The following is an 11950-nucleotide window of genomic DNA, read 5'->3' on the forward strand; positions in this document are numbered from 1 at the left end:
CGCCGCCACCGACAGAAACCTCCTCCACCGGGAGGAGGCCGCCGGGAGTCAAGGGCACCCGGAAGGAGGGCACCCCCGAGGCGAGAGCACCCGTAGGAGGGCACCCCGGAGGCGAGAGCACCACGAGCAGGGCACCGCGAGGCGAGAGCACCGCGAGGACGCTCCAGGGGAAGCGTCAGCCTACGGCGGTCTCCTTCAGGACCAGGTCCACCACGTCGGTGAGCTGGCCCCGCTGGTTGAAGGCGGCCCGTTGCCGGGCGGCCGAACTCCCCCGGGCCAGCGCGTCCGCCGCGAGGGCCGCCACCGTCGGCCAGTCCTCCAGCTGTTCCAGGGTCGGCCGCAGATCCTCCAGCAGCCACTCGATCAGCCCGGGGGCCGGCACCGGCTTGCCGTCGACCGGCGAGATCAGGTCGCCCTCCAGGCCCGACCGCGCGGCCCGCCAGTGCCCCGCGCGCAGCAGCGTGGGCCGGACGTCGCCACGCGGCGGCGAGCCGGCCTCGATCGCGGCCGTCTCCCTGACGACCAGGGCGCGGAACAGCCCGGCCAGCAGGATGACATCGTCCACCAACGGGCAGGCGTCACAGATCCGGAGTTCCATCGTTGGCACATGTGTGGACAGCCGGATGTCGAAATAGACCATGCCCGCGTCGTCGATGACCCCGGCGGTGACCAGGTCGGCGACGGCCTGGTCGTACTCGGCCGCGCCCGAGAACGGCCCGACCATGCCGGCCGTCGGCCAGCGCTGCCAGGCCACCGCGCGGCTGCTCGCGTAGCCGCTGTCGGCCTCGAACCAGTACGGCGAGCTGGCGCTCAACGCGAGCAGGGCGGGCAACCACGGCTCCACCCGCTGGGCCACCAGCACCGCCAGATCCCGGTCATCGATGTCCACATGGACCTGCGCCCCGCAAATCAGCTGTTCCCTGGCGATGAACTGATAGGTGTCGTGCAGATACTGGTAGCGGTCGTCGGCGGTGAGCGAGAACCCGCCGGCGCCGTGCAATGGGGAGGTGCCGGCGCTGGAGATGCCCAGGCCGTGCGGCGCCGCGGACGCCATCAGGCGGCGCCGCAGGCCGACCAGGTCGGCCCGGAGCGCGGCCAGGTCGGTGGTGGGCTCGCTGTTGGTCTCCACCACCGCCCGTTGCAGCTCGGCGGAGAATGCGGCCTCGGGCAACCCGTCCAGCACCACGTGCGCCTGCGGGGTCAACCTCCGGCTCACGAGATCGACGACGTGGAACTCCTCTTCGACGCCTAGTGCCACCTTGTGAGTCATGCAAGGGGATTTACCCACTTGCCCCGGTATGCAGCGCGCGAATTCCATTGACCGGCAAATGAAACATTTCACACTTCTCGCGACTCAAAGCAGTGGGGACCACTTACACCCACGAAACGGGGATAGACCACATGGCGGTAGAGCTCTTCAACCCGAAACCGCTCGCCTGGGACTCGGCCGATCTGGACGCCGACACCCGCGAGATGCTGGCCACGCTCCAGCCCAACATTCTCCGCGCTCACGTGCGGGAACACCTGTCGGTGCTGTTCGTCCGCTTCGCCGTACCAGACGACGGGCGGCGCTTCGTCCGGGGCCTGGTCCCGCTGATGAAGTCGGCCAGGCGGCACCTGGAGGAGGTCCGCCGCTTCGACCAGTCCCGCACCCAGGGCAGCCCCTACGTCGGCCTCGGCCTAAGCAGATCCGGTTACCGCCACTTAGGTCACGATATTTCGGATTTGCGGAAATTTGGGGATTTGGCCTTCCGGGAGGGGATGAAGAAGCGGGCGGTGGTCCTGGACGATCCGCCGAGCCACGAGTGGGACGCGGCCTACCAGCGGGACATCCACGCCGTCGTGCTGGTCGGGGACTCCGACCCGGAGGCGTACCGGGCGACCCTGGCGAGGGTGCGCGCGCTCATCCCGCCGGACGCCCGGATCCTCGGCGAGGAGACCGGCGTCGCGCAGCGGAACAAGGCCGGTGAGGGGATCGAGCACTTCGGCTACGTGGACGGCCGCAGCCAGCCCCTGTTCCTGGCCGACCAGGTCAGCAAGGAGCCCGGCCGCAACTGGGATCCGTTCTTCCCGCTCTCCCAGATCCTGGTCCCCGACCCGCTGGCCCCCGACCCCGACCGCCATTTCGGCAGCTATTTCGTCTTCCGCAAGCTGGAGCAGAACGTCCGCGCCTTCCAGCGCGCCGAACAGGACCTGGCCGACGCCCTCGGCCTGTCCGGACCGGCCAGGGCCCGCGCCGGCGCCCTCCTGGTGGGCCGGTTCAGGAACGGTACGCCCCTGCTCCTGCACCCCGACCCCAGCTCGGACGGCTGGGCGGTGCAGAACAACTTCAACTACACCCGCGACCCTGGCGGCAAGTGCCCGATGGCCGCGCACATCCGCAAGACCAACCCCCGCGACGGCCTGGAGCGCGGCGTCATGATGGCCCGCCGCGGCCAGACCTACGGCGTGCGCACCGACCAGCCCTGGGACGACGCCTCCCCGGAGACCCGCCCGACCGGCGGTGTCGGCCTGCTCTTCATGGCCTTCAACTCCAGCCTGGAGGCCCAGTTCGAGTTCACCCAGCAGAGCTGGGCCAACAACCCGGACTTCCCCGACGGGAGCGTCGGCCACGACCCGGTGATCGGCCAGGGCCCGCGCGACATCCAGGTCACCCACCCGGACTCCTGGGGCTCCGACACGCTCACCCCCGAGGTCCGCCAGATCCCGCAGACCGTCACCATGCGCGGCGGCGAGTACTTCTTCATGCCCTCCCTGGCCTACCTGAAGAAGGTCTAGGACGAGAGGCTGTCCAGCCAGGCGTTGCGCAGCCCGGCGAACCGCCCGGCCGCCGCGACCAGCTGGTCCGGCGGCCCGTCCTCGACCACCCGCCCGTCGTCGACCACGAGCACCCGGTCGGCGATCTCCACGGTGGACAGCCGGTGCGCGATGATCAGGGCGGTCCGGTCCGCCAGGATGGTCCGCAGCGCCCGCTGGACCAGGCGTTCGCTCGGCACGTCCAGGCTGGAGGTGGCCTCGTCCAGGATCAGCACGGCCGGGTCCGCCAGGAAGGCGCGGGCGAAGGCGACCAGCTGGCGCTGCCCCGCCGACATCCGCCCGCCGCGTTTGCCCACCTCGGCCTCGTAGCCGCCGGGCAGGCTCCGCACGAACTCGTGCGCGCCGATCGCCCGGGTCGCGGCGATCACGTCGCCCATCGGCGCGCCCGGCCGCCCGAGCCGGATGTTGTCCGCGACCGTGCCGCTGAACAGGAAGTTCTCCTGGGTGACCATGACCACGGCCTGCCGCAGCGTGGCCTCGTCCAGATCGCGCAGGTCCACCTCGTCGAGCAGCACCCGGCCGGTGACCGGGTCGTAGAAGCGGGAGATCAGTTTGGCCAGGGTGGTCTTGCCGGCGCCGGTCGCGCCGACCACGGCGACGGTCTGCCCGGCCGGGATGTCCAGGTCCAGGCGGTGCAGCACGGGAACGTCGGCCTTGTAGGAGAAGCGGACGTCGTCGAAGCGCACCGCGCCCCTGGCCGCGTCGAGCGGGACCGGCCGCTCCGGCTCGGCGACGGCGGGCGGCTCCTCCAGCACGCCGGACAGCTTCTCCAGGGCCGCGCCCGCCGACTGCAGGGTGTTGTAGAACTGGCTGATCTCCTGCATCGGCTCGTAGAACTGCCGCAGGTACAGCAGGAAGGCCGCGACCACGCCGGCGGTGACCTCGCCGTGGAAGGCCAGCCAGCCGCCGTACACCAGGACCAGCGCGATCGTCACGTTGCCGATCAGTTTGATGCCCGGCATGAAGATCGCGACCAGCTGCATGCTGCGGTGGTTGGCGGCCCGGTAGTCCTCGTTCAGCTCCTCGAAGATCTCCTGGTTGCGAGGTTCGCGGCGGAAGGTCTGGGCCGCCTTGATCCCGGTCATCGACTCGACGAAATGCACGATGACCAGGGCGACCGTCTCCCTGGTCCGGCGGTAGGCGAGGCTCGACGCGCGCCGGAACCAGCGCGTCGCCAGCAGCAGCAGCGGCAGCGGCGCCAGCGCCACCAGGCCCAGCTGCACGTCCAGGACGAGCAGCACCACCGCGGTCCCGGCCAGCGTCAGCACCGCCGTCACCAGGCCGTCGAACCCGGCCTGCAGCAGCTCGGCGATCGCCTCCACGTCCGAGGTGAGCCGCGAGATCACCCGGCCGGAGGTGTACTTCTCGTGGAACGACAGCGACAGCCGCTGGAAGTGCGTGAACACCCGCCGCCGTAACTCCAGCAGGATGTCCTGCCCGATCCGGCCGGAGGTGCGGAGAAACGCCTGCCGGGTCAGCGCCTGCACCAGCGCCGTCACCAGGATCGCCGCCACGATCACGACCAGCGTCCTGGCGCCCTCGCCGCGCGTCATCGGCGGGATCCCGGCGTCGATGCCCACCCCCACCAGGTACGGAATGGCGAGCCCGGCCGCGTTGGACACCACGATGACGGCGATCATCCCGCCGATGGCCCGGCGGTGCGGGCGCATCAGATCGCCCAGCAGCCGGCGGGAACGCTCGCGCAGCAGCAGCGAGATCCGCTCCGGCATGCCGTCCTGGTTCTCGGCGGCGACCCCGCGCCAGTCCTGGACCGTCATCGCAGCGCCTCCTCGGCGGCCAGCAGCGACCGGTACTCCGGCACCCCGTCGAGCAGTTCGTGGTGGGTGCCGACGTGCGCGATCGTCCCGTTCTTCAGCAGCGCGACCCGATCGGCCAGCAGCACGGTGGAGGCCCGGTGCGCCACCACCAGGCCGGTCGCGTCCGCGAGCACCCGCCGCAGCGCCTCCTCCACCAGCGCCTCGGTCTCCACGTCCAGCGCCGACAGCGTGTCGTCCAGCACCAGGATCTTGGGCCGGCCCAGCACCGCGCGGGCCAGCGCGAGCCGCTGCCGCTGCCCGCCGGACAGCGACATGCCCTGCTCGCCGATCCGGGTGTCCAGACCCCAGGGCAGCTCGTACGCGAAGGTGGCCTGCGCGATCTCCAAGGCGGCCCGGACCTCGGCGTCACCGGCGTCGCCGTGGCCGAGCGTGATGTTCTCCCGCACGCTCATCGAGAACAGCGTCGGCTCCTCGAACGCGGTCGCCACCACCGACCGCAGCGCGGGCAGCGTGAGCTCCCGCACGTCCTGCCCGTCGATCGTGACCCGCCCGGCGGTGGCGTCGATCAGCCGCGGCACCAGCGCGGTGAGCGTGGTCTTGCCGGAACCGGTGGCCCCGACGATCGCCACCGTCTCCCCCGGGCGCACCTCCAGCGACAGCTCCCGCAGCACCGGCTCGGCGGCCCCGGGGAAGCGGAACTCCACCCCCTCGAAGCGCAGCAGCCCGCGCGGCCGGTCGATGACCGCGTGACCGCCGACGATCGAGGGCGGGGTGTCGAGCACCTCCATCACCCGGTCGGCCGAGGTCATCGCCTCCTGGCCCATGGCCAGGATGTAGCCGAGAGAGGCGACCGGCCAGACCAGCTGCAGGACGAACGTGGTGAAGGCCACCAGCGTGCCCACAGTCAGCCCGCCGCCGCCGACCGCGACCGCGCCGAGCAGCAGCACCAGGGCGAGCGTGACGTTGGGGATCACCTCCAGGAAGGTGAAGAAGCGGGAGGCCAGCCGTACCTTCGTCATCGAGGTGCGGTGGACCTTCAGGGCCTGCTCGTCGTAGCCCTCGAAGACGTGGCGGCCGCGGCCGAAGGCCTTGATGGTGCGGATGCCGAGGGCGGACTCCTCCACCGTGGTGGCGAGATCGCCCTGCTCGTCCTGGACCTGGCGGGAGACCACCATGTAGCGGCGTTCGAACCGGACCGAGACGTAGACGATCGGCACCACCGACGCGGCCACCAGCAGGCCGAGCGGCCAGAACAGGTGCAGCAGCACGATCGTGACCGTGGTCAGCTGGAGGATGTTCATGACCAGGAACAGGGCGCCGAAGCCGAAGAAGCGGCGGATCGTGGACAGGTCGGTGGTGGCCCGGGAGAGCAGCTGGCCGGACTGCCACTCGTCGTGGAAGCTCATCGGCAGGCGTTGCAGGTGGGCGTACAGGTCGTTGCGGATCGCGGTCTCCACGCCGAAGACCACCGAGCCCTGGCACCACCGGCGCAGGAAGGTCAGGAACGCCTCGACGACCCCGAGCCCCAGCGCCAGCAGGCCCAGCCAGTAGAGCTGCCCGAGATCACGGTGAACCACCGCGCCGTCGATGATCTCCCCGCCGACCAGCGGGATGACGACCCCGGCCGCGATCCCGACGACCGCGGCCACCCAGACGACAATCGTGACACCGACGTAAGGCCGAAGGTAGGACTTCAGCCGCCAGAGCGAGTTGGAGGCGGACGGAGGATTGGGTCTTTCGCCAGCTGCGGACATAGGCAGGCAGGTCACTCCTCAGGCCGGGGGAACCAGGGGGACCCACCCAGCCTAAGCAACCGCATCAACCGATTTTCGGCGTGCGGCACCGAATCCGCGTTTCCAGCCGAACCGGAAACTACGCCTGGGTGTCGTCGCTGCTGACCGGAGTCGGCAGGGTGCCGGCGTTGTGCTCGGTCAGCCGCCAGCCCCGGTGCGACTCCTCCAGGATGGACCAGGAACAGTTCCCGAGGCTGCCCAGCGCGGGCCAGAGCGGCTCAGGAAGCCCCAGAACGGCCGCTATGCCGAGCCGGATGGCCGCGCCGTGCGAGGCGACGACCAGCAGCCCGTCCTCGTCCAGGACGGCGGCCCAGCGGCGGATCGCGGCGCTGACGCGGCGGGCCACGTCGGGGACCGGCTCGCCGTTGGGCGCCTGCCAGGCCTGGAACTCGACCGGCCAGCCGGCCCGGATCTCCTCCCGGGTCAGGCCCTCCCAGGCGCCGCCGCCGCGTTCCCGCAGCTCCTTGTCGACGGTGACGTCGAGACCGGTGAGGCGGGCCAGCGCCTGAGCGGTCTCGAACGCGCGCTGGAGATCCGAGGAGACGATCATCGTCGGCTTGAGCGCGGCGAGCAGCGACGCCGCCCGCGCGGCCTGGGCGACGCCGACCTCGTCGAGGGGGATGTCGGTGTGGCCCTGGAAACGGTGCTCCACGTTCCAGCGCGTCTGCCCGTGCCGGAGGCAGACGATCCTTCTGGTCACTCAACCGCCCCGCGGGAGCGCTGGGCCGCGACCTTGGTCACGCTGTCGGGCAGGGCGATGGCGGGGCAGTCCTTCCACAGGCGCTCCAGGCCGTAGAAGGTGCGCTCCTCCTCGTGCTGCACGTGCACGACGATGTCGATGTAGTCGAGGAGGACCCAGCGGCCCTCCCGCTCGCCCTCGCGGCGGACCGGCTTGGCGGCGGCGTCCACCCGCAGGCGCTCCTCGATCTCGTCCACGATGGCGCGGACCTGGCGGTCGTTGGCGGCGGAGCAGACGACGAAGGCGTCGGTGATGACGAGCCGGTCGCTGACGTCGTAGGCGATGATGTCGTCGGCCAGTTTGTCGGCCGCGGCCTCGGCGGCGACCTGGACCAGCTGGATGGATCTCTCGGATGCGGTCACGATGCGGTTCTGTCCTCCATTGATAGGGATGGGGCAGTTCCAGTCCCCTCCCAGGGTGCCGACCGGACGGCGGCCCTTCAAGCCTATTCGCCGCCGCCGACAATCTCTCCCTGGTAAAGCGCCCGCTTGCCGATGTACTGCACGATGCCGTCGGGCACCAGGTACCAGATCGGCTGCCCCGCCTGGACCCGGTCGCGGCACTCGGAGGAGGAGATGGACAGGGCCGGGATCTCGATCAGGCTGATCATGCCTTCGGGCAGGCCGGGATCCTGCAGCGTGTGCCCCGGCCGGGTGCAGCCGACGAAATGGGCGATGGTGAAGAGTTCATCGACGTCCCGCCAGCTCAGGATCTGCGCCAGCGCGTCGGCGCCGGTGATGAAGTAGAGCTCCACCCCGGGCCCGTAGACGCGGTGTATGTCGCGCAGTGTGTCGATGGTGAAGGTCGGCCCCGACCGGTCGATGTCCACCCGGCTGACCGAGAACCGAGGGTTGGAGGCGGTCGCGATGACCGTCATGAGATACCGGTCCTCGGGCGCGGAGACGATCTTGTCCGCCTTCTGCCACGGCTGGCCGGTGGGGACGAAGACCACCTCGTCCAGGTCGTAGTGGTGCGCGACCTCACTCGCCGCCACCAGGTGCCCGTGGTGGATGGGATCGAACGTGCCGCCCATGATGCCAAGCCGCCTGGTGGCAGCCCCGTTCCTCATAAGACGGACCATAACCTGGGGACCGTGCCCGTCCTGAAAGCGGGTTCATGCGCATCAGAAGAAACACCGACGTAGCATGCCCAGCATGACCACTCCCGATCGCAACCGCGTCCAGCTACCCGGAATAAGCTCCCGCGCGTATGAACACCCCGCGGACCGGTCCGCCCTGGTCGCGATGCGCTCGCTGTCCGGGTTCGACTCGGTGTTGAAGCGCATGTCCGGGCTGTTCAGCGAGCGCCGCCTGCGCCTGATGTTCCTGGCCTCCGCGGTTCGCACGTCCGAGACCCAGTTCCGCGCGCTGTACGACATGGGCCGCGACAGCGCCTACATCCTCGACCTGCACCGCATCCCCGAGATCTACGTCCAGCAGAGCCCCAGGGCGACCGCGATGGCGATCGGCTTCGACGAGCCGTTCATCGTGGTGTCCACCGGCCTGCTGGACCTGATGGACGAGGAGGAGCTCCGCTTCGTCATCGGCCACGAGACCTCACACATCCTGTCCGGCCACGCTGTGTACGGCACGATGCTGCAGATCCTGACCCAGCTCGCCACCCGGGTGGCCTGGATCCCGCTCGGCTACATCGGCCTGCGCGTGATCGTCGCCGCCCTGGAGGAATGGGCCCGCAAGGCCGAGATGTCCGCCGACCGTGGCGGCCTGCTCGCCGGCCAGGACCCCGACGCCGCGCTCCGCGCCCTGATGAAGCTGGCGGGCGGCTCCCGCCTGCACGAGATGAACATCGAGGCGTTCCTGGACCAGGCCCGGGAGTACGACACGGCCGGCGACGTCCGCGACGGCCTGCTCAAGGTCCTCAACCTGCTCGGCACCACCCACCCGTTCGCGGTCACCCGGGTCGCCGAACTCGACCGCTGGCGCCGGGCCGGCGAATACGACGCGATCCTGGCCGGGAACTACCCGCGCCGCGAGGACGACGGCAACGCCAAGATCTCCGAGGAGGTCAAGGCCGCCGCCAACTCCTACCGCGAGTCGTGGGCCCAGTCCCAGGACCCGTTCATCGGCGTGCTCCGCGACGTCGCCGAGGGCGCGGTGAACGCGGGTGAGCGCATCTTCAACCGCTTCGCCCGCCGGGAGAACTAGCCGGAGGGAGCTCCCCGCGGGGCTCCCTTCCTAGCCGAACGTTTCTAGACGAACAGCGCGATGGCCCGTACGGCGGCGGCGCACAACGCCACGAACCCGCCCAGCACAGCGAGCGCCCGGAGCCCTTCCCGCCGCATGTCGGGCAGCTCAGCCCCGATCCGCTCGACCTCGCGCCCGATGATACCGCCGCACACCACCCCGAACACCACCCCCGCCACCGTGACCGGCACCGGCTGATTCCACCAGTCCGGCGCCAGCCGCCCGCCCCCGGTCAGCCAGAGCGTGGCGAACGCGGCCACCCCGGCCGGTACGCCCGGCCAGGCCAGGGCGGCGAGCAGCGACCCGGCCAGGGTCAGCGGGAACGACGCCACCCGGAGCACGCTGCGGACCTTCGCGGACCGCCGCCTCCGGACCAGCCAGTGCCCGCTCCACAGCGCCCTGGTCAGCACCACGAACGTCCCGGTGATCGCGAAGGTGGACACCGGGTAGACGACGGACACCACCACGCACGGCACCGCCAGCGTGGCCAGCACGGCCAGGGCCGCGTTCCCGGTCGGAATCCCCGAGCCCACCTCGACGACCGCCTCGGCGGCGAGCGCGGACTCGGCCTCCGCACCGGCCCGGCTCCGGCCACCGGCGGCGCGGGACCCCGATTCGGGCTCCGCCGCCGCCCGGCCCCGGCCACCGGTCGCGCGGGCGGCCGATTCGGGCTCCGCGTTGCCCCGGCCCCGGGTCGGGCGGGCATTCGATTCCGGCTCGGTGGCGGCCCGGCCCCGGGTCGCGCGGGCGTTCGATTCTGGCTCGGTGGCGCCCCGGCCACGACCGCCGGTCGCGCGGGCGTTCGCTTCAGGTTCCGTGGCGCCCCGGCCCCGGGTCGTGCGCGAGGCGGATTCGGACTCCCCGGCCGCCCGGTTCCGGCCCCCGGTCGCGCGGGAAGCCTTCCGGTTCGCCGGGCCGGAGGGCTTGGCCGCCTCCGAGGGGCCTTCGGCTTCGTCCCCTCTTGGGGATTTCTTGACGTCCTTCTTCCGCCCGAACAAGCGGAATCCCGGCTCGTCCTCTTCCTCTTCCGGCTCTTCGGGCTCCGGCTCGTCCGCCTCGGCTGGGGCGATCGCCCGCGCCAGGCGGTGCAGCCGGTCGGCGAGCAGGGCGGCGGTCGGGCGCTTGGCCGGTTCCCGGTTGAGAGCGGCCCTGATCAGTGGCAGCAGCGCCGCCGGCACGCCCTTGAGGTCGGCCTGACCGTGCAGGATCGCGTACATCTGGGACTCGACCGTCCCCCGCCCGAAAGTGGGCCGCCCGGTCGCCGCGAAAGCCACCGTCGCCGCCCAGGCGTGCACATCGGCGGGCTCCCCCACCACCTCATCGGCGAACAACTCGGGGGCCGCGTAACCCGGAGTGCCGAGAAAGGTGCCGGTCCTGGTGAGCCGGGTCGCGTCCAGAACCTGCGCGATCCCGAAGTCGATCAGAACCGGGCCGTCCTCACCGATCAGCACATTGGCCGGTTTGAGGTCCCGATGCACCACCCCGGCCGCGTGAATGATCGCCAGCGCCGTCGCCAGCCCCTGCGCGACCGAGACCAGCTCACCCTGGGCCAGCGGCCCGCGCCGCCGGACCGCGTCGAGCAGCGTCTCCCCCTTGATGTGCTCCATCACCAGATACGGCCGATCACCGGACAGATCGGCGTCCAGCACCTGGGCCACGTAGGGGCTCTCGACCCGGCGCAGCGCGCGCACCTCACGGTCGAGACGTAATCGGGCCTCCGCGTCGTCCTCGATCGGATCGCGGAGCATCTTCAGGGCGACCTGCTCGCCGCGCCGGGTGGACGCGAGGTAGACCTCGCCCATGCCGCCACGGCCCAGCCGCTCCAGCAGCGCGTACGGGCCGACCCGCCCCAGACGTCCACCCATAGGGTCGCCCACGCTAGTGGACCCTCCCGGCAATTCGCGGGAGGCACGCCGTGTCACGCGGGTTGCGGCACCGACGCGCCCGATTTGGCCTCCCGGCGACGCCCGAAAAGCAGGTAGTCGAGGCTGATCCGGCCCGGCCCGGCCACCGCCAGCAGCAGCGCGACCGCGCCGAGCGCCAGCACCAGTTCGAAGCCGGAGTTGGCCAGCAGGATGCCGTTGCCAGCGTGCACGAAGATGAGCGCGCCCGCCATCAGCACGAACAGCGCGGTCCCGGCCAGCATGGTCAGCAGCCCCAGCACCAGCAGGATCCCGCCGCCCAACTCGGCGATGATCGCGAAATAGGCCGAGATCCGCGGCGCCGGAATGCTCCAGTCCGCGAAGCCCTTCGCCGTCGCCTCCACCCCCCGCTGGTATTTGGCCCACCCGTGCCCGATGAAGACGACCCCCAGCGCCACCCGCCCGACCAGCGCGGCCAGGTCGTAGAGGGCGCGTCTCACCGGCTTTCCCCGACCGGCTCGTCGAGCAGCCTTTCCAGGTCGACGCCCGGTTCCGCGGGCAGTTTCTTCCGGCCGTTCCTGCGCCAGTTCAGGTGGCCGTGACTCTCCAGCAGCAGCAACAGCCGGTCGGCGATGACCAGTACCACCACCGCGAAGCCCAGTGCGATAAGTACATCCATAACCACAAGTGAAGGTGACGCTACGGAAAGCCACCGGTAGCGACACGCGCCCAGGCGCTAGTGACCGCCAAGTCGTTC

Annotated in this window: 11 protein-coding genes; 2 read left to right on the forward strand and 9 right to left on the reverse strand. The window is 70.9% G+C overall.

Annotated features, from left to right (window positions below; genetic code table 11):
* Window positions 1-175: 175 nt before the first annotated feature.
* Window positions 176-1270, reverse strand: coding sequence for a carboxylate-amine ligase (locus Acor_RS15865; protein ID WP_155337410.1), 1095 nt, complete (start codon window positions 1268-1270; stop codon window positions 176-178).
* A gap of 131 nt (window positions 1271-1401) precedes the next feature.
* On the opposite strand from Acor_RS15865, the gene Acor_RS15870 reads away from it, so the two are divergent.
* Window positions 1402-2778 (forward strand): Dyp-type peroxidase, encoded by a 1377-nt coding sequence (locus tag Acor_RS15870; protein WP_155337411.1) that lies wholly within the window; start codon window positions 1402-1404, stop codon window positions 2776-2778.
* Here Acor_RS15870 and Acor_RS15875 read toward each other — a convergent pair.
* From Acor_RS15875 to nadD, 5 genes are all read right to left on the reverse strand, one after another.
* Complete coding sequence (locus Acor_RS15875) at window positions 2775-4595, reverse strand: ABC transporter ATP-binding protein (protein WP_155337412.1); 1821 nt, start codon at window positions 4593-4595, stop codon at window positions 2775-2777. The genes Acor_RS15870 and Acor_RS15875 overlap by 4 nt on opposite strands.
* A complete protein-coding gene (locus tag Acor_RS15880; protein WP_246238674.1) occupies window positions 4592-6244 on the reverse strand; it encodes an ABC transporter ATP-binding protein in 1653 nt (550 codons plus the stop codon). Before Acor_RS15880 ends, Acor_RS15875 begins: the two co-directional genes overlap by 4 nt.
* A 223-nt stretch (window positions 6245-6467) precedes the next feature.
* On the reverse strand, window positions 6468-7088 hold the full coding sequence (locus Acor_RS15885; protein ID WP_155337414.1) for a histidine phosphatase family protein: 621 nt from the start codon (window positions 7086-7088) through the stop codon (window positions 6468-6470).
* On the reverse strand, window positions 7085-7489 hold the full coding sequence (gene rsfS, locus Acor_RS15890) for a ribosome silencing factor (protein WP_155337415.1): 405 nt from the start codon (window positions 7487-7489) through the stop codon (window positions 7085-7087). The genes Acor_RS15885 and rsfS overlap by 4 nt, the downstream gene beginning before the upstream one ends.
* An 83-nt stretch (window positions 7490-7572) precedes the next feature.
* On the reverse strand, window positions 7573-8196 hold the full coding sequence (gene nadD, locus Acor_RS15895) for a nicotinate-nucleotide adenylyltransferase (protein WP_246238675.1): 624 nt from the start codon (window positions 8194-8196) through the stop codon (window positions 7573-7575).
* A 76-nt stretch (window positions 8197-8272) separates the two neighbouring features.
* On the opposite strand from nadD, the gene Acor_RS15900 reads away from it, so the two are divergent.
* A complete protein-coding gene (locus tag Acor_RS15900) occupies window positions 8273-9292 on the forward strand; it encodes a M48 family metallopeptidase (protein ID WP_155337417.1) in 1020 nt (339 codons plus the stop codon).
* Between the two features lie 44 nt (window positions 9293-9336).
* Here Acor_RS15900 and Acor_RS15905 read toward each other — a convergent pair whose 3' ends face one another.
* The 3 genes from Acor_RS15905 to Acor_RS15915 are packed head-to-tail and all read right to left on the reverse strand — an operon-like array spanning window position 9337 to window position 11872.
* Entirely contained in the window at window positions 9337-11196 is a 1860-nt protein-coding gene (locus tag Acor_RS15905; RefSeq protein ID WP_155337418.1) for a serine/threonine-protein kinase, read from the reverse strand.
* Between the two features lie 53 nt (window positions 11197-11249).
* On the reverse strand, window positions 11250-11693 hold the full coding sequence (locus Acor_RS15910; protein WP_155337419.1) for a DoxX family protein: 444 nt from the start codon (window positions 11691-11693) through the stop codon (window positions 11250-11252).
* Window positions 11690-11872 (reverse strand): hypothetical protein, encoded by a 183-nt coding sequence (locus tag Acor_RS15915; protein WP_155337420.1) that lies wholly within the window; start codon window positions 11870-11872, stop codon window positions 11690-11692. Before Acor_RS15915 ends, Acor_RS15910 begins: the two co-directional genes overlap by 4 nt.
* Between the last annotated feature and the right edge of the window lie 78 nt (window positions 11873-11950).

It is taken from the genome of Acrocarpospora corrugata (assembly GCF_009687845.1).
Classification (GTDB): Bacteria; Actinomycetota; Actinomycetes; order Streptosporangiales; family Streptosporangiaceae; genus Acrocarpospora; species Acrocarpospora corrugata.